The organism is Acidithiobacillus acidisediminis (genome assembly GCF_023277115.1).
Classification (GTDB): domain Bacteria; phylum Pseudomonadota; class Gammaproteobacteria; order Acidithiobacillales; family Acidithiobacillaceae; genus Igneacidithiobacillus; species Igneacidithiobacillus acidisediminis.
Genome location: NZ_JALQCS010000001.1, coordinates 1286918 through 1309682, shown reverse-complemented (window position 1 = coordinate 1309682; position 22765 = coordinate 1286918). Strand labels below are relative to the sequence as shown.

The 22765-nt window shown below is 57.3% G+C and carries 22 protein-coding genes; 13 read left to right on the top strand and 9 right to left on the bottom strand.

All coding sequences use genetic code 11. The features are described from left to right. Window positions 1-4 precede the first annotated feature (4 nt). Complete coding sequence (ccsB, locus tag M5D89_RS06680; RefSeq protein WP_248885055.1) at window positions 5-1183, top strand: c-type cytochrome biogenesis protein CcsB; 1179 nt, start codon at window positions 5-7, stop codon at window positions 1181-1183. Window positions 1184-1227: 44 nt separating this feature from the next. Here ccsB and M5D89_RS06675 read toward each other — a convergent pair whose 3' ends face one another. From M5D89_RS06675 to M5D89_RS06665, 3 genes are read right to left on the bottom strand one after another with little or no spacing between them, the layout of a single operon-like run. Next, entirely contained in the window at window positions 1228-1890 is a 663-nt protein-coding gene (locus M5D89_RS06675; RefSeq protein WP_248885054.1) for a hypothetical protein, read from the bottom strand. A 23-nt stretch (window positions 1891-1913) separates the two neighbouring features. Then, on the bottom strand, window positions 1914-2816 hold the full coding sequence (locus tag M5D89_RS06670) for a YihY/virulence factor BrkB family protein (RefSeq protein WP_283102966.1): 903 nt from the start codon (window positions 2814-2816) through the stop codon (window positions 1914-1916). After that, window positions 2809-3498 (bottom strand): hypothetical protein, encoded by a 690-nt coding sequence (locus tag M5D89_RS06665; RefSeq protein ID WP_248885052.1) that lies wholly within the window; start codon window positions 3496-3498, stop codon window positions 2809-2811. Before M5D89_RS06665 ends, M5D89_RS06670 begins: the two co-directional genes overlap by 8 nt. Before the next feature lie 170 nt (window positions 3499-3668). Here M5D89_RS06665 and M5D89_RS06660 point away from each other — a divergent pair, with 170 nt between their 5' ends. The 5 genes from M5D89_RS06660 to M5D89_RS06640 all read left to right on the top strand — a co-directional run bounded on the left by M5D89_RS06660 (window position 3669) and on the right by M5D89_RS06640 (window position 8271). Beyond that, window positions 3669-4286, top strand: coding sequence for a superoxide dismutase (locus M5D89_RS06660; RefSeq protein ID WP_248885051.1), 618 nt, complete (start codon window positions 3669-3671; stop codon window positions 4284-4286). Window positions 4287-4397: 111 nt separating this feature from the next. Continuing rightward, the gene (purM, locus tag M5D89_RS06655) at window positions 4398-5432 is read left to right on the top strand and encodes a phosphoribosylformylglycinamidine cyclo-ligase (protein ID WP_248885050.1); all 1035 of its coding nucleotides are present in this window, start codon (window positions 4398-4400) and stop codon (window positions 5430-5432) included. Continuing rightward, a complete protein-coding gene (purN, locus tag M5D89_RS06650; RefSeq protein ID WP_248885049.1) occupies window positions 5425-6084 on the top strand; it encodes a phosphoribosylglycinamide formyltransferase in 660 nt (219 codons plus the stop codon). The genes purM and purN overlap by 8 nt, the downstream gene beginning before the upstream one ends. Then, window positions 6081-6854, top strand: coding sequence for a competence/damage-inducible protein A (locus M5D89_RS06645; protein WP_248885048.1), 774 nt, complete (start codon window positions 6081-6083; stop codon window positions 6852-6854). Before purN ends, M5D89_RS06645 begins: the two co-directional genes overlap by 4 nt. A gap of 7 nt (window positions 6855-6861) precedes the next feature. After that, window positions 6862-8271 (top strand): chloride channel protein, encoded by a 1410-nt coding sequence (locus M5D89_RS06640; RefSeq protein WP_248885047.1) that lies wholly within the window; start codon window positions 6862-6864, stop codon window positions 8269-8271. Window positions 8272-8292: 21 nt separating this feature from the next. On the opposite strand, the gene M5D89_RS06635 is transcribed toward M5D89_RS06640, so the two are convergent. Further along, on the bottom strand, window positions 8293-9198 hold the full coding sequence (locus M5D89_RS06635) for a LysR substrate-binding domain-containing protein (protein WP_248885046.1): 906 nt from the start codon (window positions 9196-9198) through the stop codon (window positions 8293-8295). 215 nt (window positions 9199-9413) lie between these two features. Between M5D89_RS06635 and M5D89_RS06630 the strand changes: the two genes are divergently transcribed. From M5D89_RS06630 to M5D89_RS06610, 5 genes are all read left to right on the top strand, one after another. Beyond that, window positions 9414-10793, top strand: coding sequence for an MFS transporter (locus M5D89_RS06630; RefSeq protein ID WP_248885045.1), 1380 nt, complete (start codon window positions 9414-9416; stop codon window positions 10791-10793). A gap of 6 nt (window positions 10794-10799) precedes the next feature. Next, entirely contained in the window at window positions 10800-12674 is a 1875-nt protein-coding gene (locus M5D89_RS06625) for a chloride channel protein (protein ID WP_248885044.1), read from the top strand. Between the two features lie 60 nt (window positions 12675-12734). Beyond that, window positions 12735-13220 (top strand): hypothetical protein, encoded by a 486-nt coding sequence (locus M5D89_RS06620; protein ID WP_248885043.1) that lies wholly within the window; start codon window positions 12735-12737, stop codon window positions 13218-13220. Between the two features lie 202 nt (window positions 13221-13422). Further along, window positions 13423-14865: a cytochrome ubiquinol oxidase subunit I gene (locus tag M5D89_RS06615; protein ID WP_248885042.1), complete on the top strand. Its 1443-nt coding sequence runs from the start codon at window positions 13423-13425 to the stop codon at window positions 14863-14865. A 51-nt stretch (window positions 14866-14916) separates the two neighbouring features. Next, window positions 14917-16005, top strand: coding sequence for a cytochrome d ubiquinol oxidase subunit II (locus M5D89_RS06610; RefSeq protein ID WP_248885041.1), 1089 nt, complete (start codon window positions 14917-14919; stop codon window positions 16003-16005). A 56-nt stretch (window positions 16006-16061) separates the two neighbouring features. Here M5D89_RS06610 and M5D89_RS06605 read toward each other — a convergent pair whose 3' ends face one another. The 3 genes from M5D89_RS06605 to M5D89_RS06595 are packed head-to-tail and all read right to left on the bottom strand — an operon-like array spanning window position 16062 to window position 18282. After that, entirely contained in the window at window positions 16062-16832 is a 771-nt protein-coding gene (locus tag M5D89_RS06605) for a TIGR02186 family protein (RefSeq protein ID WP_248885040.1), read from the bottom strand. Continuing rightward, the gene (locus M5D89_RS06600; RefSeq protein WP_248885039.1) at window positions 16832-17740 is read right to left on the bottom strand and encodes a sulfite exporter TauE/SafE family protein; all 909 of its coding nucleotides are present in this window, start codon (window positions 17738-17740) and stop codon (window positions 16832-16834) included. The genes M5D89_RS06605 and M5D89_RS06600 overlap by 1 nt, the downstream gene beginning before the upstream one ends. Before the next feature lie 2 nt (window positions 17741-17742). Further along, window positions 17743-18282: a universal stress protein gene (locus tag M5D89_RS06595; protein WP_248885038.1), complete on the bottom strand. Its 540-nt coding sequence runs from the start codon at window positions 18280-18282 to the stop codon at window positions 17743-17745. 145 nt (window positions 18283-18427) lie between these two features. On the opposite strand from M5D89_RS06595, the gene M5D89_RS06590 reads away from it, so the two are divergent. Further along, window positions 18428-19834 (top strand): dihydrolipoyl dehydrogenase family protein, encoded by a 1407-nt coding sequence (locus M5D89_RS06590; RefSeq protein WP_248885037.1) that lies wholly within the window; start codon window positions 18428-18430, stop codon window positions 19832-19834. Here M5D89_RS06590 and M5D89_RS06585 read toward each other — a convergent pair. Together M5D89_RS06585 and M5D89_RS06580 are read right to left on the bottom strand one after the other, a co-directional pair. Then, window positions 19831-20523 (bottom strand): alpha/beta hydrolase, encoded by a 693-nt coding sequence (locus M5D89_RS06585; RefSeq protein ID WP_248885036.1) that lies wholly within the window; start codon window positions 20521-20523, stop codon window positions 19831-19833. The two genes, M5D89_RS06590 and M5D89_RS06585, sit on opposite strands and share 4 nt — an antisense overlap. Beyond that, complete coding sequence (locus M5D89_RS06580; protein ID WP_248885035.1) at window positions 20516-21832, bottom strand: sigma-54 interaction domain-containing protein; 1317 nt, start codon at window positions 21830-21832, stop codon at window positions 20516-20518. Before M5D89_RS06580 ends, M5D89_RS06585 begins: the two co-directional genes overlap by 8 nt. Window positions 21833-22004: 172 nt before the next feature. On the opposite strand from M5D89_RS06580, the gene M5D89_RS06575 reads away from it, so the two are divergent. After that, entirely contained in the window at window positions 22005-22757 is a 753-nt protein-coding gene (locus tag M5D89_RS06575) for an MBL fold metallo-hydrolase (protein WP_248885034.1), read from the top strand. The last annotated feature ends 8 nt before the right edge of the window (window positions 22758-22765 follow it).

Below are 22765 nucleotides of genomic sequence, written 5' to 3'. Positions count from 1 at the left end.
GACGATGTCTGTAGATGTCAGTGATTTTCGCCAATGGTTCGCTTTTCCACAGGGGGCGAGAGAACAGCGCCTCTGGCAGCGTCTGTGGGCCGTTTTTCTTAGCGCTGGGGCAATTGCTGTCTGGGCAATTTTTCGCGCCGACTTTTGGATGTGGCAGTACATTACCCTCGGCATCTGGTATGCGGCCTTGCTCTGGTTCGGTTGGCATTGGCCAGCCTTTCGGCGTTTATTTTTTGCCATTCTGATCGTCGCGGCGCCAGGAGTAGGCCTGTACATGGCAGGCTACACAGCCGCCAATAGCCTCTTACTGCGCTACATCTTCCAAAGCACCTCCATGTTCTACTGGATGAGTGCTGCGATTCTCGTTAGCGCGGTCAGCTATTATTGGTACCTCTACGCTGGCTCGCAAAGCGCGGGAGATCGTGGGCATCGCTTCGCCTGGTTAGCGACGGTCTTGGGTTTTGCCGGCTTGGCCATCCGCTGGAAGCAGACCTACGTGGGGCACCCCTCCTGGGGACACATCCCCGTCACCAATATGTACGACGCCATGGTACTGCTCTGCACCATTACCGCCCTCTTCTATCTCTATTATGAGTCACAGGGCAAACGGCGCGGCCTGGGCGCCTTCGCCATGCCGATGATTTTGGCGGCGGATATCTTCTTGATTTGGGTCGGGGTGGCCTATCACCAAAACCAGATCCAGCCTATTGTACCGGCGCTGAACAGTTTCTGGATCAAATTGCACGTACCTTGCGAATTCATTGCCTATGCGAACTTCTACCTAGCGGCGATGGTAGGTCTAGCCTATTTGCTGCGGCAGCGCGCCGAACGCATAGGCAGTCACCTGACGGAACGCCTACCCGATCTTCCCAAGCTAGAACGGATCATGGCGGCAATGGTAACCTTTGGCTTCCTCCTTTTTACCGCTGCCACCATTCTGGGCGCAGTCTGGGCAGCCAAGGCCTGGGGTGGATTCTGGTCCTGGGATCCCAAGGAGACTTGGGCACTAATCGTTTGGCTCAATTATGCCGCGTATCTGCACCTGCGTGGTCGTAGCCCACAACATCGTCCGAGCGGAAAAACCCTGGCATGGTGGTCGGTCATCAGTCTTCTGACGGTCACCTTTTGCTTCATTGGCGTCGATCTGTTCCTTGGTGGACTGCATTCCTACGCCAAGTTGTAGGCATCTCTGGCGCACCCCGCCATCCTTGGGGTGCGCAACTCCTCTCAATTGCTGTTCGTTGCGCTGATACCCACCGAAGACTTCCATTGTTGCATCTTGGCAATCAGCGGCGAGTGCGCACAGTCTGTAGCGGACAGACTGCTACAGGCGCTGGCCCACTGGCTGGTAGTCTGAAAAAACTTCTGCGCCGCGTTTGCCTGCTCTTTCTGTGCCCCACCCAGGAGCCGTGCGGCTTGGCTGTATTCGGCTGCGCGGGCCTGCGACCAACGAGCCACGCCTTGCCAGCAGGCGGAACGCTGACTACCACTCTCTCCCACGCAGACCGTGCTCTGTTGACGCGCACTGCCGAGATCCTGGCTCCAGGACTGGGCAAAATTGCCACTGGTAATCGCACCGGCACTGCTTGGCGATTGAGTGACTGTCTGCACCGGAGAATTGGTGAGCTGGGAGGGGTTCGGCTTCGTCTCGAGGGTCTGCATTGGCAGATCTTCTTCCTGGATGCTGGGCGCGGATGGCTGTTGCGTTGTCTTGGGCAGGGCAAGCCGGGGAGGGGTTGGGGTGACTGGCGATACCCGTGGCATTGGCGTCGGCTCCGGCAATGGTGGCATGGCCGGTGCGGACGGGGGAAGGCCGTTGCTCGTTGCCGAGGCACATCCAGCTAAGGCCCCAGCAAGAATTGCGAGACCCAGATAAGGGGCACCTTTCATCGTCATATCCTTTCTCTAAAAATTCATGGCACCGTCTGCTGCGGTGTCACCGCCGGCTCCGGCACACGAACCGGGATTGCCGCTGCGGTTTCCGCGCCAAACAACACCGAAATCCAGACCAGGTACAGCCAGAGCAAAAACACCGGCAAGACTCCTAAGGCTCCATATAATGTTTCCATAATAGAGTATTGAATGTAAAGAGCCAGAAGAGTTTTTGCCAAACTCAATAATACCGCCGCAGTAATTGCGCCCAGAAACGCATCGGATATCTTCACCTGCGCCGCTGGAAGCACCCGGTAGAGAACCAAAAATATGATGGTCTCTAAAACAAAGGAAATTAGGAAATTGAGCTGATCCGGGAGCACCGGCAAGGCACCAAAATGGGATAGCCATTTTTGTACAGGACCAAGGGAAAGAACCAACACTGCACTCGCGATCGGGCCCAAAATGATGAGAAAAAGATAACGAAGCGGGCGTAACCAATGAACCAGAACTTGCACCCCCCAAATGGCATTGAAATGCCGCTCAATCTCATGGATCAGTAATAGGGCAGTAATCAACAAGCCAATCACCCCATACCAACCCAAACTATCACCGCGGGTCGCGAGCATGTTCAGCCAGTGGATGATTGTATCCCCGACTTGCGGAACAAAGCTTTGGAAAACATAGCGATCAAACAGTTGCCGTTTTTCCTGGGCGAAACCAATGAGATTCCACAAACTAAAAATCACGGCCAACAGAGGCACGATCGCCAACAGCGTAGTGTACGCAAGCAGAGAGGCACGGTCGACACAACCATCATGCCAGAATCCTATTCCTGCCCGGATAAAGCGAAAAAAGAGGTGTCGCCACCAGGGTAGTTGTGGGTGTGGATGCCAACGCCGAGCAAGCAACCGCTTTGGCCCGTTATTCAACAAATCAGCCATGTGCCTGTTGCCGAAACAAGCGCCACTGCACCACACTCGGGGCGGCATGTCTTTGCCACAGCCAGTGCTGAAACTCCTCAATCTGCTGACTGAGTTCACCCAGGTTACGCGTCTCCCAGCGTAACAAGTGACGCCGCAAGGCATCGTTGAAAGGCGGCCCAAAGCGCGCCGAAATACTGTGGATCAAGGGGTCGAGTTGCGACTCGTGCGGGCGTTCCAGACGATAGCTGGTAAAGGCGGATAGACGGCTATCCCAGTCGGCAAGCAACCAGCCCGGACGGGGCATAGCACAGCTTACCAGCCACGGCAGCCCCTTGCTCATGCGCTCATTGAAGAGGCAGAAAAGCTGTTCCTCCCGCAGCCGGGTTCCTGCCCAAGCATCGATATTATCCAGGCAAAGGAAGGGCGCGTCAGAAAGATCCAGGACACTGTCGTCTACGCTTTGCATTGCCCGGCAATCCAGGTAGGGCGCCCACTGGCCATGGGCAAAGGCAGCCCAGAGCAAGAGGTGCGTCTTACCCACGCCCGGTTCGCCATAGACACACAGCGCACCCGTCCCAGAACGGAGTTTCTGCACGGCCGCCAGCACTTCCTCGTGCAAACCGGGAAGATTGCTGAGTTGACTCGGCTGCCGCGCCTGCAAAGGCAAGAGTTGCTGACCAGCAGCGATAGATAGCGGCATGGTGACAAGACACTCGCGAACAGATCGATAGAGCAGTGTAGCAATGTTCTTCCCGGCTCGAAACCAATCCCCGCCACCCAACGGACCTCCCTATCGTTTGCAGGCAGTACAACTGCCCGACTACAATTTTAGGAGTGCATACGTTCACACCCAGCTACAGGAGAGCAGCAATGTCTGAATACACAGTACGGGAAGAACTCAAGCCCAGCGGCCTGGACGGCATCAGCGACGCGCAGATCGATGATCATTGGGGTTTGTACAAGGGGTATGTCGCGCAGAGCAATGCCCTGCGCAAGGAACTAGAGGAGATGCGCGCTGCGGGCAAAGGCAGTTCGCTGACCTATGCCGATCGTCGGCGCCGCCTCGGTTTTGAATACAACGGCATGGTCTTGCACGAATACTACTTTGCGCAACTAAAGCCCGGTAGCAGCCTGGACCAGGCCCCTGGATTCAAGGCCGCAGTGAACGAACAGTTCGGGAGTGCCGAGGCATGGCATGAAGACCTCATGGCGGCGGCCAAGAGCCGTGCCATTGGCTGGGGCATCTGCTACTACGACGCCAGCACCGGTCAGATCAACAACCACTTCGTGCAACTGCATGAGGATGGCAACATTGGTGGCTTCAGTCCTCTGGTGGTAGTCGATGTTTGGGAGCATGCCTATATGGTGGACTGGAAAGCCATGGGGCGGGCGGACTATCTCGCAGCGCTGCATAAAAACATGAATTGGGCGTTGGTCGAGGCCCGTTTCCAGGCGGCGAAGAGCGGCCAGGTTTTCAAGCGATTCTAGGCATCAACAACGAGACGACGAAAGTGCCCGCAGGCCTCTGCGGGTTTTTTTTCGCTTGCCGAGGACGTGGCGGCTTCGTACCATCGGTTCCTCATGCAGGAGGAACCTACCGTGAACCCTAAAGACCCCCTCACCTATCAACAGGCTGGTGTCGACATCGACGCTGGCAATCGGCTGGTGGAGCGCATCAAGCCGCTGGCCACTGCCACGCAACGTCCCGAGGTACTGGGAGGTCTCGGTGGTTTTGGCGGCCTTTTTGCGCTCCCCGAGGGCTATCGTCAACCTGTACTGGTTTCCGGGACCGACGGGGTGGGAACCAAGCTCCTCCTCGCCCTGGAGGCAAAAAAACATGACGGTATCGGCATCGACCTGGTGGCGATGTGTGTCAACGATATCCTCGTGTCCGGGGCGGAGCCCTTGTGGTTTCTGGATTACTACGCCTGCAGCAAGCTCGATGTCGACGTCGCCGAGCACGTCATTGCCGGTATCGCGGAGGGCTGTCGGCAGGCGGGTTGCGCCCTGCTGGGTGGCGAAACTGCCGAGATGCCAGGCATGTATCCGAATGATCATTACGACCTGGCGGGATTTGCTGTCGGCATCGTCGAACGCGATGCCATTCTCGATGGCAGAAGCTGCCAAGCCGGCGACGCCCTCATCGGCATCGCCTCCTCCGGTCCCCACAGCAATGGCTATTCCCTCATCCGCAAGATTCTGGTGCGCGCCGGGGCACATCAACATCTGCAACTGGAGGGTGAGCCCCTCATCGATCTCTTGCTGCGGCCGACACAGATCTACGTCCACGCCATTCAGTCTCTGCGCCGGGAAGTGGAGGTCCACGCCCTGGCGCATATCACTGGCGGTGGTTTGAGCGAAAACCTGCCACGCTCCCTCCCCATAGGGCTGGCCGCCGTCATCGATCCGCACAGCTGGCCTCTACCCCCGATTTTTGCGTGGCTCCAGCAGCAAGGCGAAGTGGATGACGCCGAGATGCGTCGCGTCTTCAATCTGGGCATCGGCATGGTCGCCATCGTCCCTTGGGACCAGCGCGAAAACGCCATTCACCACCTAGGCGCCAGTGGGCATGCAGCCTATTGCATCGGCCGCCTGGAGGCGCGGAAATCTGCGGAGATTGTCTATCTTGACTGAGCAACGGCTGGTGGTGCTGATATCGGGACGGGGCAGCAATTTACGCGCTATCCACCAGGCCTGCACCAGCGACGATCTTCCGGCCCAGATCGTCGGCGTCATCAGCAATCGTGCAAATACCCTTGGACTGCGCTGGTGCCAGGAGTCCCATCTGCCGACTCAGATCATAGCTCATCAGGACTTTCCAGACCGCGAGCACTTCGACCACGCCCTGGCCATGGCCATTGATGCCTACGCTCCCGACTGGGTGCTTTTAGCGGGCTTCATGCGCCAACTGACGGAAGGTTTCGTCGCTCGCTACCTGGGACGGCTCGTCAATATCCACCCCTCCCTGCTCCCCGCCTTTCCTGGGCTGCAAACACATCAGTGTGCCCTCACGGCGGGGGTGCGCTGGCATGGCGCGACGGTGCATTTCGTCACCCCCGAACTGGATGCTGGTCCGATCATTGCCCAAGGCATCGTGCCGGTTCTCGCTGGTGATAATCCGGAGACCCTCGCGGCGCGGGTCTTGGAACTGGAGCATAGCCTCTATCCGCAAGCCCTCGGGCACCTTCTGCGCGGTGACTGCCGCTGGGAAAACGGCCAGACCCTTTGGCGCCAACCCTATCGCAGCCCACAAATGCAGGCCATCAACCCCGAGCTGCTGCGATGACGACACGACTTGGCATCATCATCGTCGGTTCTGAGATCCTGCTGGGCAAACGGGAGGACAAACACTTTGCGCGCAGTCGTGCGCAAGTCCATGCACGCGGCTACGAGCTCGCATGGAGCCTAGTGCTGGCAGATTCCTGGCAGGACCTGGTAGCGCAGTATCGTTGGGCCTTTGCCCAAGACGGTTCCTTCTTTTCCTTTGGTGGCCTGGGGGCGACCCCCGACGATCTGACCCGGGCCGCAGCAGCGGCCGCCTTAGATCTGCCCTTGCAACGCCATCCTGAGGCTGAGGCCCGGATACGCGAACGCTTTGGCGACGAGGCCGAACCCATTCGTATCCGTATGGCCGATCTCCCCAAGGGAAGCGACATCATTCCCAACCCGATCAATCAGATCCCCGGCTTTCAGTTACAGAACGGCTATTTCTTTCCCGGTTTTCCGCAAATGGCAGAGCCCATGACGGCCTGGGTTTTGGAACGGGACTTTCCGTTGTGCAATCCAGCGGTGCAATTGCGATTGATTCTCCGTGATCAAAGGGAAAGTGATTGGGTCGTCTTCATGGAGCAGTTCTGCGCCGCACACCGCGAAATCGAATTTTCCAGCCTGCCCAGTTTTCTCGCTGACGGCCACACCCAGATCGAAATTGGTTTGCGCGGCGAAGAGACAGAGCTGGAGCAGGCGTGGACCTCTTTGCGCCAAGAGCTGGAGCGGCGCAAGGTGCGCTGGGAATGGATGGAAGGACCGCTCCGAACCGACGAAGCGATGACCTGATTGATCCATGAACGAGGAGAAGAAGACCTACAGCGACTGGCATTTCTGGCACCCCGAGCACGGGCCCTTCGGCGAGGGTCCTCTCCTTGCAGTCCTCGGGGCTTTGATTGGTGTCTTGACCGGCGCTGGCGCCATAGTCTTTCATTACCTCGTTGCCCTGATCCACAACGTAGCCCTCTTGGGCATCTGGGATGTCCACGATCGCCTGCACCAACATAGTCCTCACTCGCCCTGGGGTTGGGCTTTGCCCCTGGTGCCCACCCTGGGGGGCTTGCTGGTGATATTCCTCGCGCGTCACTACGGTTCCGCAGTGCAGGGAGCTGGTGTAAGCCAAGTGATTGAGGCTGCGTATACGCAAGAAGGACGCATGGCCCGCAGCATTGCCCTCTTGCGCCCCTTGGCCACCGCGATCACCATCGGCACCGGTGGGTCGGCGGGACGCGAAGGACCCGCGATGCAATTTGGTGCAGCCATTACCGCCTGGCTGGATGCCATCTTTAGCATGCCCGCCCATCGCCGCATTCATCTCTTGGGCTGTGGCGTCGGTGCCGGTATTGCCGCGGTGTTCAATGCACCCCTCGGGGGCTGGTTTCTGGCAATGGAAATCATTGTCCCCGACTGGCGACCGTGGACCATTCTCTCCACCCTGGTCGCCACCATCGGCGCCAGCCAGGTTACCGAACTCGTCTTCGGCAATTTCCATCTCTTGCCTAATGTCACCAGTGCGTTGGTGAACAGGGCGGCGGAACTTCCCCTCTTTGTCATTCTCGGCGCCGTCAATGCCATCGCCGCCATTTTGTTCATCGGCAGTTTGAGCATTGTTACGCAATACAGCGAAAAGCTTCTCCTCAATCCCTATCTGCGTCATGCCTTGGGCATGTTTCTGGTGGGTCTTTTGCTACTTCTCTGCTTTTGGCTCACCGGACACTATTACCTGATTGGGGGCAGCTATGCCGGAATCGGTGATATTTTGCGGGGTCAAATTACCGCCTGGGATGTTTTGCTCCTATTGCTTGCACTCAAACTGCTCGCCACCAGCCTGACTATTGGCTCCGGTGGCTCCGGTGGGATTTTTTCCCCTTCCCTCTTCATTGGTGCCAGTACGGGCGCAATCTATGGCCTATGGCTATTGCATTGGCAGATTATCCCGGCAAACCTTATCGGCCTATTGGCCCTGTGCGGCATGGCCGGGATGGTTGCCTCCAGTACCGGCGCCCTCCTCAGTGCACCGGTGATGGCGGTAGAGTTGACTGGCAGCTATGAAGCACTGCTTCCGGCCATGCTCACGTCCGTCACGGCCTTTGCGGTCCGCCGCATGCTTCTCTCGGCCAGCATCTATACCTTGCCCTTACGTCGGTATGGCCTCGACATCCCGGAAAATCATTACGTCGTCGAGCAGCCCGGAACACAGAAATAGCTGTCAGCTGTACTGCATCACTCATTGCTCAATATTTTCCGCTGCAGAAAACTGTAGCAACTCAAGAAATGCATGCAAAACTCGCGAACGCTGCTCTTTGGCAGGAACAGCGAGATAGGTTTCCAACTTCATACTGGGGATAGCTGGTACTTTTTGCACTTGCCAGTCACGGCGCCGCTCAATGACGCTGCGAGGTACAAAACCGATACCTAATCCGGCTTCCACCAAAGCGCCAACGGACTCTACATCGGCAACTTCGATAAAATGTGTTGGTTGAACATCCCTGGCTAAGAAGGCCTTTTCCAGTATCCGCCGCGTTCCTGAGGATGGCTCTCGCCAAACCAGAGGGTAATCTCGCAACTGCTCCAGAGTGACATATGGCTGATCAGCCAGCGGATGCTCTTTGGGCATAATTGCCAGAATGTCATCCCGATGCCACAGGTATATATCATAAGATGTGGACAGCTGCGCGGCATCTCCTCTGTTTTCAAAAAAAATTCCGTCGACTCTTTCCACCAATGAACCTTGCCAGTAACGCTCACCACCATGAATTAGCAAGTTGATATGCGGATATTGTTGACGAAACTGGTGCAGCACCTGTGGCAGGTGGTAATTCACGATCAAGCTGGTGGCTACCAAACGCAGGGTTCCCAGCTCTAGGTTTTGTTTTTTTCCGACAAACTCCTCCAGCACCTGCATATTGGTACGCAAACGCTGAATTTCTGGCAACAAGGCCAACCCCATGTCAGTCAGTCGTATCTTTCCGCCATCATGCACATAAAGTGGCTCACCCACGCTCTCGGTCAATTTGCGCAGACGTCCAGAAATAGCAGGCTGTCCGCGATGCAAGCGACGGGCGGTTTCGCTGACACTGCCAGTTTCTGCAAGGACCAAAAAAGTCAGTAGCTGTTCCGAGTCCAGCGCCATAGACAACCCTCCATCGGAGTCCTCTGCATTGCTGCAGCGCAGCCCTCCAACCGGGGCGGCTTTAGCCTTGATACGCAAGGGAACAGGATACTCGGAGGGTCTATCATTTTCAATGATATTTGATTCGATGAATTCGATTTCACTGTCGGACTGTTACGATTTAATATCCGCTTTATGATCAAAACAAGCCCCGCAATCGTTACAGGAGAATCTCCGTGTCCGTAGAAGCTGTCCTCGATCACCGCGAAAAGCGGGCCGTCTTTTCTTTGGCAGGGATATTCGGACTCCGGTTGCTGGGTTTGTTCCTCGTTCTGCCCGTCTTCTCGGTTTATGCCCACGGCCTTCGCGGTGCAGCAGACCATCCCGCCCTGATCGGCATTGCTCTCGGCGCCTACGGTCTTACCCAGGCAGTCCTGCAGATTCCCTTCGGCAAACTCTCGGATCGTATCGGTCGCAAACCGGTCATCGCCATCGGCCTATTGATCTTTGCCATAGGTAGCGTCATCGCCGCCCTCGCCAGTAGCATCGATGGCTTATTGATCGGACGAATCATTCAAGGCGCGGGCGCCGTCGCTGCAGCGATCATTGCGCTGACTGCGGATCTGGTGCGTGAAGAACGATGGACCAAGGCCATGGCGGTCATTGGCATTACCATTGGGATCAGTTTCAGTGCCTCCTTGGTACTGTCCGCACCGCTGGCACATTTCATCGGCGTGTCGGGAATCTTTTGGTTGACCGCTCTGCTGGCTTTGTTGGCGATTGCGGTGCTGTATCTGGTGATCCCCAGCAGTCCGGCCAAGTTTCACCGCGATGCAGAACTGAATCCGGCTATGCTGCGCACCGTCTTGCGCGATCCCAATCTGCTGCGCCTGGACTTTGGTATCTTTGCCCTCCATACCGGTCTCACCGCAATCTTTGTGGTGTTGCCTCTGGTGCTGGTCGATCCGCGCCATCCCTTGCTGGCCCTATCCGATCAATGGATCTTGTATTTACCCGTCGTGCTGCTCTCTTTCTTGTTCATGATACCTCTCATCATCGTGGGTGAGGCCAAACGCAAACTGAAGGAAGTTTTTCTCGTCGCTATCGCATTACTGATCATTGCTGGGATACTCATGGCGGTCTCGTACCATAGCCTCACCACCATCGCCATCGCCCTCTTCCTGTTTTTTGTTGGCTTCAATGTCTTGGAGGCCAGCCTGCCTTCCTTGATTGCCAAATTCAGCCACCCCGGCGCCAAGGGCACGGCAACGGGGGTATATACCTCTTCCGAGTTTTTCGGCGCCTTCTGCGGTGGCTTGCTGGGTGGCTTGCTCTATCTCCCGGAATCCCGCAATTATAGTGTTATTTTTTGGGTGGTTACCGGCATATTTGTGGTCTGGATGGGCGTAGCACTGAGTATGCAGCGTCCGCGCTACTTGGCTACGCGCATATTCAGCCTGCCTGCAAACTCCGACAGTGGACTGGAGCAAAGATTACTGGCCCTTCCTGGGGTAGCTGAAGTTGCTGTATTTCCTGACGAAGAGGCCATTTATTGTAAAGTGGACAGCAAGATCTTTGTCGAAGAGCAGGCGCGGGCCATGCTGCAGCCCGCGTAGGCCGACATGAGTGAGCTCACCAGCACCGTTGTAGGTGCGGTATCCCTAGAGGGGAGCAGCAGCGAGAGCGGTAAGCTACGGGCGCGCTGGCGCAAGGTACGCCGCAATCCCTTCTTTCACTTTCTCCTGGCAATCTTTGTTGGCATCGTGGCCGGTCTGGGGGCAGTAGTCTTTCGCCGCCTCATCGGCCTGATGCACAACCTTTTCTTCTATGGTCAGCTCAGTTTCGTTTTCAACGCGCTGAAACATGCCGACGCCAGCCGCTGGGGCGCAGGAATCATTCTCGCCCCGGTGGTCGGCGGCCTGATCGTTGTCTGGCTGGTACGCCAATTTGCCCCCGAGGCCAAGGGACACGGGGTACCGGAAGTGATGGATGCCATCTACTACAAGGCCGGGGTGATTCGTCCCGTGGTGGTAGTGGTCAAGGCCCTTGCATCTGCCATCACCATTGGCTGTGGCGGCTCAGTCGGGCGCGAAGGCCCCATCATTCAGATTGGCGCAGCCTTTGGCTCCAGCCTCGCACAGTGGATACGCTTGCCCGAGTGGCAACGTCTGGGGCTGATTGCAGCGGGCGCCGGTGCCGGCATTGCGGCCACGTTCAACACCCCTGTCGGCGGCGTGCTCTTCGCTATCGAGCTGATGCTGGTCGAAATCAGTGCCCGCACCCTGGTACCGGTGATGATCGCAACAGGAACGGCAACCCTGGTTTCCCGCCTGCTACTGGGTAATTTCCCCTCCTTCATCATCCCGCCCGATATCATCGCCGAGACGGCGCATATGGACATCCCCAACTATCTGGTTTTTGCCTTACTGGGGATCCTCATCGGTGCGGTAGGCCTATTCTTTACACGCATGCTGTATTGGACCGAAGACTTTCTTGAACGTTGGCTGCCCAACGCTTACCTCCGCGCCATGGTGGGCATGGGTGCCGTCGGCATTACCATCTGGCTGATATTCTCCTTCACTGGCCACTACTATGTGGAAGGCGTCGGATACGCCAGCGTGCAGGACGCCTTGGATGGGGTATTGCTGAATCCTGGCTTTTTGCTGATTCTGGTGCTGCTCAAGATCCTCAGTTTCAGCACCACGCTGGCAGCGGGAGGATCGGGCGGGGTCTTTTCGCCCTCCTTGTACGTTGGTGCGCTACTGGGCGCAGCATTCATTCTGGTGCTGAACTGGCTGTTCCCGAGTCTGCACATGCATCTCGCCACGGGTGCCGCCCTGGGTATGGCAGGCATGGTCGCCTCCTCCACCGGTGCCGCCGTAACCGGTGCGGTGATGATTTTTGAGATGACGAATGACTATCACATCATCATTCCCTTGATTCTTGTCGCTTCCATTGCCTTTGGTATTCGGCGCATGGTCACCCGCGACAGCATCTATACCCTCAAACTGCTACGGCGCGGGCACTATATTCCAGAGGCGCGCCACAGCAACCTTTACCTGATGCGCTCTGCGAGCAGTCTGGTGGAAACACCCATGCTACGGCTGCATGATCATCGTCTACTCCAAGACCTGCATCGCTTGCTCCGCCGCTATCCGCGTCTACCCCATATCTTGCTGATCCGCGATGGCAAGCCGATGGCGGCCATTGCCTCGCATCGCGTGCGGGAGATCCTTGCGCGCCGTAATCTGCCTGGGGAGACACCGCTGCTGGAACTCGCGAGCACGGACTGGATTCTCCTGCGTCGGGATGTGCAACTCTACGAGCTGGTGGCAGAATTCCGCCGCAGCGGCGCAGAAATTGCGCTGCTCTGTAAGGACGGAGAAATGCCGCAGCACTATGACGATGTCACTGCCATCGTCACCAGCGAAGACATCCTCGCCGACACCAGTCTGCCGGTACTCCTGCTACACCCAGAGATGAGACCAGAAAAATAGGTCAAGGAATGGCTTGCGCTGGCTTGCTGCAGCACCGCAACCGGCCCTACACTGCTGCACATGGCGAAGAAAAAGACCAGGAGTTGGGGGCTTGGCATTGCAGCGGCGGCAATCGCCGCCGCAGCTTTGTTGTACCTAACGGTGCAGAAAGCGCCCAAGCCTCCCCCGAGCGTCAGCAAACCCATTGCCAAGCAACCGCGCTCCGCAGAAAAATATCTTCTACCGGTAGCATTGGGTAGTTACGGCTCGGCACTGCGACGCAACGGCCAGGAACTTGCCCTACAGATTCATCCCGTAGCCGAGCTGCAAGGTCCGCGCGATATGGCGTTGCCGCGTCTGGACAGCCCCCGAGAACAGGAGATCATCGCCAACCTCTTTCTGCGTTTTCCGCAACTAGACCAAGTCGCAGAAAATATTACCGTACAAGAACGCCTCGCCAGCCAGATTCGCTCGCAATTGAACGCCCAACTTGCCGCGCAGCATTCCCCCTGGAAGATTCATTCTCTACAACTCCATCCCAGTCTCGGGCCAATCCCCAACGAATAACGGGTGTTTTCAACCGTGGTGGTTGTTAACAACTAGTCATGCCGGTTGATATGAACCGCTCATCACTCCCAAGAACAAAGGATAATCAGATAAGCACATAATTATATTACTACTAAACTTTAGTGAATTGCTCTGGTATGGAAGATGCCTCCCTCCCCTCGCATTACGCAAAACAACGGTTTTCATCAACGAGGGCAACATCATGATCATCGAGAACTCCCTCCCGATTCTGCTTAGCCGTCTGGACTTTGCCTTCATCACGTCCATGCATATTCTGTGGACGCCGGTGACCATCGGCATGTCCTGGCTGCTCTTCTTTTTGGAAGTAGCTTGGCTACGCTCGGGAAACGAGAAGTGGTACCGCTTGCAACGTTTTTTCGAAAAGCTCTTCATCGTCAACTTTGGTGCCGGTGTCGCTACCGGCGTTACCATGGAGATGGCCTTTGGCATTCTCTACGGACCCTTTTCCCAGGCCGTTGGGCCGTTTTTCGGTAACATCCTGGGCTTCGAGACCATCACCGCCTTCATGTATGAGGCGGGCTTCATCGGCCTCATGATTTTTGGCTGGGGCAAGATCGGCAAAGGCATGCATCTCTTCTCCACCTTCAACGTGGCACTTTCCTCCAGCCTTTCGGCCATGTGGATCCTGGTTGCCAACGGTTGGATGCAGTCACCGCGAGGAATCGTCCTGAAGGACGGTCTGTTTCAGGTGACCAACTGGTGGAATGCCATCTTCAACCCAAATTTTGATATTGGTTTTCCCCACATGTGGATCGCAACCATTGAGCTGTCACTGTTCTTCTTTGCCGCGGTCAGCGCCTGGTTCATCCTCAAGAATCGTCATGCGGATCTGTTCACCACCCTGCTCAAGCCAACCCTGTTGGCGCTGATCGTCATCACCCCGCTCCAGATTTTCATTGGCGATGAACTCGGTCACGAGGTGGCAGTGGATCAACCCACCTCTTTGGCCGCCATGGAAGGGCACTATCACACCGATCTGCCCAATGGTCAGGTCAACAGTGGCTGGCATGTGATCGCCATTCCCAACAGCAAAAACGATGGCAATGTCTTTTCCATCACCATTCCCCATGTCTTGAGCTTACTGGAAACCCACACCCTCAATGGCAAGGTGGCGGGTATGGATCAGTTTGCCGCCAATGACCGTCCGGACGTCTGGGTGCCGTTCTATGCCTTCCGCATCATGGTAAGCATTGGCTTCTTTCTCTTCTTGATGGCCCTGTGGGGGAACTGGCTGCGCTTACGCGGGCAGCTCAGTGCAGACAATCTACGGCGTCATCCCACCTTCTTGCGCTTGATGGTGTTCAGCGGGTTCTTGCCCTACCTGGCGGTGTGGACCGGCTGGTGGACGCGGGAAATCGGTCGGCAACCCTGGGTAGTGTACGGCCTGATGCGCACTTGGCAGGGGGTCAGCCACATGGGCGTGGCAGCCGAATCGATCTGGTTCATCGGCTATATCTGCTTTGAGTTCATGGTCTGGGGGGGTGCTTGGTATTTCTTCTCCCGCATTGTCAAGAAAGGCCCAGACCTCAGCAGCCCAGTGATCGGCAGTGAAGCAAACCCCAGTGCTGGTGGGGGATTGGCGCAAGCGAGCTTTGCCAAACCCAGTCTCGACAAGAGCCGCTAAACAACAGGCAGGGGGCAGGAGGCCTCCTGCCTCTCGTGGAGGACCAAAAAAATGGATCAACTCGATCAAATACTACGTATCCACAGTGCATTGAGCACTTTTTGGTGGATTTTATTAGGGCTGTTCTTCGTCATTTACATCATCCTTGACGGTGCGGACTTGGGGGCGGGGGTGTTTTCTCTGCTCCTCAAGGAGGAAAATGATCGCGCTGCGGTCATGGCCTCCATGGCCGGCACCTGGGATGCCAATGAAACCTGGTTGGTGGTCGCTGGCGGGGTGATTTTTGGGGCCTTTCCCTTGGTCTATGGCGCCACATTCAATTACCTGATGATTCCCCTGATGTTCGCTCTGTGGGGCATCATCTCCCGCGCCGTAGCCTTTGAGTTCCATGTCCACGCCAAAAGCTCGAAAAAGTTCTGGGGTACCATGTTTGGTTTGGGTAGCTTGATTGCCGCCCTTTTCGCTGGCATTGCCCTGGGTGCCACCTTGCTGGGCTTTTCCATGAGCAAGGAAAATGCCCAGGGAATTACCAACGCCGCGGATCCATTTGCCAATACGATCCCGCATTTTTCCGGCAGCGCCGTGAGCTTTATTAGTGCCTTCAGCATCTGGACGGGCATCGCAGCCGTAATTGCAGGTGGCCTCGCCGGCACACTCTACCTCTGTGCCCGCTTCAAGCAGGAGGATCCCATTTATAAAAAGGCCCATGCCTGGGCGACCACTTTTTCCTTTCTGGCGCTGGCGGCCGTCGTGATCACGTTGATTTGGTCCTACGCCATTATGCCCGACGCTGCCAAGTGGACCGGGAATGGCTGGTTTGGCTGGCTCATCCTGCTCGTGGCCATTCTCATAGCGGCATACAAGATGATGAGTGCCCATGCTGCGCACCGGGATTTCCCTGCCCTGCTGTGGTGTGGCGCGATCGTCGTCCTGATGTGGGGTGGTATGTGGGCCACGAACTTTCCCTACATCGTACCCAACACCTGGACCATCAGCGCCGGCGGCAATCCGGCCAACGATCTAGCCATCCTCACCCTGTTCATGACCGGGTTTGTGCCAGTCATGATCATGTACAACGCCTATCAGATCTGGGTGTTCCGTCATCGGATCACCCATATGGCAGGCTATGAGAGTCATTAGTACTTGCTGCTTGCAGCGGGCCCCTTCGCGGGGCCTTTTTTTCGTACGCTTCGGACTCAGTTCTTGCGCTGCATGATGATGCCCAGCCCCAGACCCAAAGTCGCGAGAAAGAGGGTCAGCACGATCCCAAAGAGCCACGGCTTCTGATCCGCAAATCTGGCGACCCACTCCTCCAGACCTACCTGTAGCACATCAATTTTTTGCGCACTCTGCGCCAGGACACGCCCGTTATGTACCAGGTAGACGTCTAACTCATAAGCCCCCAAGGGCAGGGATGCGGGCAGGAGTAGATGGGCGGAAAACAGCCGACCATCTTGTACCCGTACCCCATGGGGATTGATGCGATAGGCCCCCTGCTTTTCCTTGTTATGCAACACGGCCTGCTGCCAAGAGCCCGGGTCCGCAGGCTCTGGTTCATACGTTGCGTGGGCCAGAATACCGCGCGGATCCAGCCCCAGAGCGTCCAGACGCGCCGGGGAGAGAATCTGATCGACGGGAGCAGAGGATAGAATTTGCAGGACACCGGGGAAGTGGCTCACGGTCACCTTCTTTCCCGTCACCCAGATGGGTCCCATTTGCGTTTTGCGCGTGACCGCCACGGCACTATCAGGAGAACGCAATGCGACGATTACCTGCCCCGGATGCGACAAGGCGCCAAAAACCAGGATGTCGCGGCCGCGGAACCGGCTGGTCACGTCGACCTTATCGGTGCCGGTACCCAGTACGACATTGGGCGCAACTGTCGATGCCTGCGCCCAGACCGGGATGCTAAGAGGCAGACTGACAAGAGTGGAAAGCAGCAGGCTACGAAGGATCAGCTTTCGCATCAGAGCACCTGCGTGACTTGGAAGACATCAGTAGGGGGGATGACCAAGCCCAGCCCCATCTTCACTGCCACGGCGACGACGACCAAGGCCAAGACAAGGCGTAGTTGCTCACCCGGCATGCGCGCTCCCAAGCGGGCACCAAACTGGGTACCAAAAATGGAACCGACCACCAGGGCCAGGGCCAGGTAGGGATCAACCGCGTGATTCATACCCGCCTGCAAAATGCCCACCTCCGCGGTGGTAAAAAGCAACTGGAACAGGGAGGTGCCAACCACGACCTTGGTCGGCATCTTGAGCACGTAGAGCATGATGGGAACCATGACAAAACCACCACCAACACCCATCAATGCCGTCAGCACACCAACGGCAACCCCGAGTCCCAAAGGCAACAAGATGGTTGTGCGCAGGCCGGATACGGGAAAATCCATTTGCCAGGGTAAACGATCTACCCAGCTTGATTTCTTGTCTTGCACTGGCTTGCTTTTCTTCTTGCCGCGCACCGCCATGAGGGCTTCGATCAGCATGGAAACGCCGATGAATCCGAGCAGACCAACATAGAGAAAAGAGACAACCAGGCCAAAATGCCCGCTCTGCTCCAAAATTCTGGCGACGCGTACACCAATCAGACCGCCCGTCCAGCTCCCAATGAGCAAGACAATCGCCATGCGCATATCCACGTTGCCCAGACGCCAGTGGGCGTAGCTTCCCACCGCTGACGCGCCAACGATCTGCGCTGCCCCCGTACCCACGGCAATCAAGGGCGGGACCCCAACAAAGATCAGTAGGGGAGTAATCAAAAATCCCCCACCCACTCCGGTAAGCCCGGAAAGAAAACCCACGATCAGACCAAAACCCACGATCATCGCGATATTGATGTCCATGTGGGCAATGGGCAGGTAAATCTCCACCCTCAGCCCTCCTCGCTTTCGGCTTGTGAACGCAGTTTATCGATCCCGGCACAGATCTGGCCGTCCAGGGCATCGCTGGGTACTGTCAGCACGGGCACCTTCAAACTCAAGCTGAGTTTTGCCCCAAGATCCCCCAAAGCATGGGGCAAACCTCGCGGTTTACTCTCGGTACCAAACCCCTGACGACCGACGACCACCATCATGATCTGCGGATCAGCAACAACGATTTTGGGTATCTCGACCTCGGGAATCCCCGTGGCAATGAAATACTCCGGCATTTGCAAGCCGCAGGCCTCATGGATGCGCTCAGCCACCCCTTGCAAGGTTTTTTCTGCCTCGGCGCGCGCCTCTTCCATCAACCGATCGCGCAGCCCATCGGAGAACAGTCCGCTACCGAAGCCCAACGGCACCCGCGGTACCTGTAGCACCGTCACCAGGCCCAGACGTCCCGAGAGCAAGCTGGCAAATTTTGCTGCCACCCCTGCCGCCACCAGCGCATTTTGCGAGCCGTCGACCGCTGTCAGTATGAGATGTTCCGCCATGATCACGCCCCCACAAAAGGTTTTGCGAATCATACCCAAGCCCTGTCGTGCCTGTCGACAGGAAAGGTCGGGTGGGAATGGCCTCAGCCCAAGCTGAGTTGCGGCGCAAAAACAGCTACACTACGGAAAACCGAGCGAGGAGCCTATGAAAGAGTTCGACATTGTCATCATTGGTAGTGGGCCGGGCGGCTACCGGGCGGCGGTGCTCGGCGCATTGCGGGGGAAAAAGGTCGCGATCATCGAAAAGGGGATCTGGGGCGGAACCTGCCTCAATCGCGGCTGCGTCCCCAAGAAGGATTGGCACGAGACCGCCAAGTGGATCGAAAACAGTCGCCATTTCGCGGCGCGCGGCATTCTTGGGGAATCCTTACGCGGCGATATGGCGCAAGCCTGGGAGCACCAGCGCAAAGTGGTGGAAACCGTACGCGAGAGCTATGTCGACTACCTCAAACGCCTGGGTGTGCAGATGTATAGTGGGATAGGCAGCTACCGCAGCGCGCGCGAAATTAGCATTCGCGATGCGCAAGGCGAAGAAACCATTCAGGCACAGTACAGCATCATCGCCACTGGCTCCACACCCCGGCTGCCAAAAGGCGCGTATTTACAACCCGGCAAGATCCTGCATAGCGATATGCTCTTCGATGATGGCGTGCCCGCAGGGGATACCGTAGTCATCGTCGGTGGCGGCGTGATCGGTACCGAGTTTGCCTATATTTTTACCCAGCTCGGCAAGCAGGTCCGCTGGTTAGTGAATTCCGCACCTCTCCATCACCTGCGTTACTCGCCACAGGCCAAAGATGCCTTGATGGATGCGCTCAAGGAATTGCAGATCGTGCCGCGCAACAAATTCGCCGTGACCGATTCTGGCATAGACGCTGCGCGGGCATGGGTCGCCAATGCGGAGGGGGAAAAGGAATCCGCTGACTGGGTACTCTTTGCCACAGGACGCCAAGCCCACACCGAGGCCCTTGGTTTAGAGAATACCGCCGTCGTTCTCGACGCACACGGATTCGTCATCACCAATGCGCATCTGGAAACCGCAGAGCCAGGAATCTATGCCATTGGCGACGTGGTCGGCCCGTACATGAACGCCAACCAGGCCCTCGCCGACGCCACGCTGGTCATCGATAATATCCTCAAAGGCAATGAACAGAGCCGCGCACCTCTTTGGGTGCCAGAGCTCGTATATTCCGCTGTAGAGCTGGCACGCATTGGCATGGATGATGAGCAGGCGGAAGATGAGGGCTTAGAACCAGCGGTGGGCTTTGCTGCTTTCGAAAGCTCGCCGCGGGCCCTGGGTCAGGACGATACCCGCGGTTTTGCGCGCATCCTCGCAGATATGGATAGCGGAGAACTACTGGGCGGAGAGATTGTCGGGCGCGATGCCGGAGAACTGATCCACTTGTTGGCGGCGGGCGGAGAGCGGGACACCCTCCTGCGGCGCATTGCCCAATCCCCCGTCAACCATCCCAGTCGCGCCGAGGAGTTGCTCAATGCGACGGAAACCCTGGCGGCCCGCTGGGGCCTGGGGGAGTTCATTTTCGCGGACTAACGAGTAGGCACTCCCCTATACATACCGTGTTGCTCCAGGAAGGAGCGCGCGGCAGAGATTTCTTCGGCGATGACGCTGTGCGCCATGGGATAGTCTTCGCGCGTGACAGAGTAGCCCTGCCGCAGCAAAATCTCCTCGCCCCACTGGGCGTAGCTGAGGGGGAGAATATCGTCCTCGCGTCCATGCCCCCAAAAAATGGGGGCGGAATTTGCGTGTGCCGATGGCGTTTCGTGTCGCAGCGGCAAATAACCACTGAAGATCAACAAAGTGCGGGCGGCAAAACCGGCATGCAGATGTAAGTACAAGGACAGTGCCGCGCCTTGGGAGAACCCTCCCAAGATCAGTTCGCGGCCCCTCAATACCGGCGCCAATGCACGGCGCAAGGCCGCAGCCATCTCCTCCATGCCGGCGCGGTCCTCAGCGGAGTCCGGCCCGAGACCCAAAAGGTCATACCAGGCTGGCATGACATAGCCGCGATTCAAGGTTACCGGGCGCTGCGGTGCATTCAGGGTAAGCAGGTGCACTTGCTGCTGCGGATCGAGACGCTCTGCCAGCCCCTGCATATCCTCCTGGCTTGCACCCAGGCCATGCAGCAGTAAGAGAATCGGCGCCGCCTTCCGCGCCGCAGGGCGCTGCCAAGAGCCGGGAGACCAGTCCAGCGGCTCATCATCCATCGGAGAATTAGGCATGCTCGACCTGTTCCGGGAGGCCGCTGATACTCTCCAGTTTCCGGTACAAGGTGCGTTCGCTGATACCCAGGGAGTGCGCCAGACTGCGGCGATCACCCAGATGGATCTGGCGCGCCCAGCGCAAGTACCTTTCTTCCATTTCTGCCAGCGGCACCAAGTTAGCGAAACCCGGGCTGCCAGCCGCAGACTCTGGTTCCGGTGCAGAGCGCAGATTGCTGGGCAGATGTTCCGGCAAAATCCAGACATCGTCGGCCAGTAAGGCAGCGCGGTTCAGAATATTGCGCAACTCCCGCACATTGCCTGGATAGTCATGCGCCAGAAGTGCCTGCAATGCCTCGGGACTCAGGCGTAAACGGGGATAGCCCAGGCGTTGCAGCAGATACCCCGCAATCTGCGGAATATCTTCCCGCCGCTCGCGCAGGGACGGCAGGGTGATGGGAAAGGCACTGATTCGATAGTAGAGATCCTGACGGAATTTCTCTTCCCGCACCATGGCTTCCAGATTCCGATGCGTGGCCGAGATCAGGCGAAATTCGGAGCGGATGGCTTCGATCCCACCAACCCGCCGAAACGTGCCCGTTTCCAGCAGGCGCAGGAGCTTCACCTGCAAGGGCAGCGGAATATCGCCAACCTCATCGAGAAAGAGCGTGCCGCCATTCGCCGCCTCGGCAAGGCCGATTTTCCGGCTTTGCGCGCCGGTAAAGGCGCCTCGCTCATGGCCAAAAAGCTCACTTTCAAAAAGGGTTTCTGAGAGACCGGAACAATCCAGCACCACAAAAGGACCCTGGGCTCGCCGGCTGGCGCGATGGATCATCGCCGCCGCAAGCTCCTTGCCGGTGCCGGACTCACCGAGTAGCAAGACCGGCACTTCGCTCGGGGCGGCGCGGTGCAGCAGATGTTCCAACTGCTGCATCAGGGGTGTTTGGCCAACCAGCCCTGGCGGGGGAGTGTCCTGATTTGGCATGGGAGCAAGCAATTCGAGAAAATACTCCGGCTTGCCGCTGGAATTGCGGATGGGGAATAGATCAATCTGCAAGGCGCGTCCATCATGCAGATGAAGCACATGTTGGACACTGCCACTCTGCAGACAGCGGTCCAGCGGACATTCGTTTCCAGCGCCACCGCAGGGCATGCCCGCACTCTGCAGAATCTCGTCGCAATGACGCCCCTGCAATGGTTTGCCATCGCCAAATTGCTTGCGATAGGCCTGATTTGCCGCCAACACCGTGTGATCTAGCTCAAGAAGCACCGCAGGCAAAGAAAAGCAGTCGAGTAATGAGGTCAACTCTGGACGCAATTGCTTGAGCATTGCCTTCCCCCAGCATCAGTCTGCCCAGTGTCAATTATAGCAGGGCTGCCAAAAATTTTCTGCCACATTTGGCAGTTTTCTCCCCCATCATCGTCGCAAGGCGTCTTCCGCGGCAGCGGAAACACAGTAAATCAGGGATTGCAGAGATCGGCAAGAAAAAACGGATATTGGCATGGCATTTGCTGATTTGTTTGCGTTGCATAGAGAGGGCTGTCGCATGATTTTCCGTCAGATCTGTTCCGAAAAAGAGGGATCCCTCGCCTATGTCCTCGGCGACTCCATCACCCGCGAGGCGGTAGCGATCGATGTTGTCGATAGCCAGCTGAGCGCAGTGGAGGATTTCTTGAGGCGCCGCGGACTGCAGTTGCGACTGCTGCTCGTGACACACTGGAACGCCAGCCATGAGAAGGCCGCCGGGATTTTGCGCGAGCACTGGGGCGCCAGACTGGCTGCCCACGAAAGCATCAGCGCAGCCAGCGTTGACATGCGCATTCGCGATGAAGACATCCTCTATTTCGGCGAAGAATCCCTGCGCGTGTTTCACACCCCAGGCCTCACCGCCTGTGCCCTGATGTATGCCTGGAACGATCGTCTCTTCACCGGGAATACTCTGCTCGTTCGCGGTTTACCTCCCAAGCTGCACGGCAAAGCGCGGGGCGACCTACTCGCCAGAATGAACACCCTCCTCGACCGCTTTGCGGAAGAAACCCTGCTCTACCCTGGACGGGAATATCGGGGCCGCCGTCTCAGCAGCATTGAGGAGTATCGTCGCCTGGTACAAAGCAACTCCGGCGGAGGTTCCACCGGCCTGCTGCATCGTTACAACCAGTTATTACAACCCACCGCAAAACCAGTGAAAAAAGGACGGGCAGAAAAGGATCTGCATCGTTATGTGCCGGGGCAAAATCTGCCGGCGTTTCTGTAGGAGGTAGT

Coding starts and splice junctions, on each gene's coding strand:
- M5D89_RS06620 (WP_248885043.1), top strand. CDS start 12,735: ATGGCGAAGAAAAAGACCAGGAGTTGGGGGCTTGGCATTGCAGCGGCG.
- M5D89_RS06670 (WP_283102966.1), bottom strand. CDS start 2,816: ATGGCTGATTTGTTGAATAACGGGCCAAAGCGGTTGCTTGCTCGGCGT.
- M5D89_RS06660 (WP_248885051.1), top strand. CDS start 3,669: ATGTCTGAATACACAGTACGGGAAGAACTCAAGCCCAGCGGCCTGGAC.
- M5D89_RS06595 (WP_248885038.1), bottom strand. CDS start 18,282: ATGGCGGAACATCTCATACTGACAGCGGTCGACGGCTCGCAAAATGCG.
- M5D89_RS06580 (WP_248885035.1), bottom strand. CDS start 21,832: ATGCTCAAGCAATTGCGTCCAGAGTTGACCTCATTACTCGACTGCTTT.
- M5D89_RS06575 (WP_248885034.1), top strand. CDS start 22,005: ATGGCATTTGCTGATTTGTTTGCGTTGCATAGAGAGGGCTGTCGCATG.
- M5D89_RS06665 (WP_248885052.1), bottom strand. CDS start 3,498: ATGCCGCTATCTATCGCTGCTGGTCAGCAACTCTTGCCTTTGCAGGCG.
- M5D89_RS06640 (WP_248885047.1), top strand. CDS start 6,862: ATGAACGAGGAGAAGAAGACCTACAGCGACTGGCATTTCTGGCACCCC.
- M5D89_RS06625 (WP_248885044.1), top strand. CDS start 10,800: ATGAGTGAGCTCACCAGCACCGTTGTAGGTGCGGTATCCCTAGAGGGG.
- M5D89_RS06675 (WP_248885054.1), bottom strand. CDS start 1,890: ATGAAAGGTGCCCCTTATCTGGGTCTCGCAATTCTTGCTGGGGCCTTA.
- M5D89_RS06585 (WP_248885036.1), bottom strand. CDS start 20,523: ATGCCTAATTCTCCGATGGATGATGAGCCGCTGGACTGGTCTCCCGGC.
- M5D89_RS06605 (WP_248885040.1), bottom strand. CDS start 16,832: ATGCGAAAGCTGATCCTTCGTAGCCTGCTGCTTTCCACTCTTGTCAGT.
- M5D89_RS06645 (WP_248885048.1), top strand. CDS start 6,081: ATGACGACACGACTTGGCATCATCATCGTCGGTTCTGAGATCCTGCTG.
- ccsB (WP_248885055.1), top strand. CDS start 5: ATGTCTGTAGATGTCAGTGATTTTCGCCAATGGTTCGCTTTTCCACAG.
- M5D89_RS06615 (WP_248885042.1), top strand. CDS start 13,423: ATGATCATCGAGAACTCCCTCCCGATTCTGCTTAGCCGTCTGGACTTT.
- M5D89_RS06590 (WP_248885037.1), top strand. CDS start 18,428: ATGAAAGAGTTCGACATTGTCATCATTGGTAGTGGGCCGGGCGGCTAC.
- M5D89_RS06610 (WP_248885041.1), top strand. CDS start 14,917: ATGGATCAACTCGATCAAATACTACGTATCCACAGTGCATTGAGCACT.
- M5D89_RS06635 (WP_248885046.1), bottom strand. CDS start 9,198: ATGGCGCTGGACTCGGAACAGCTACTGACTTTTTTGGTCCTTGCAGAA.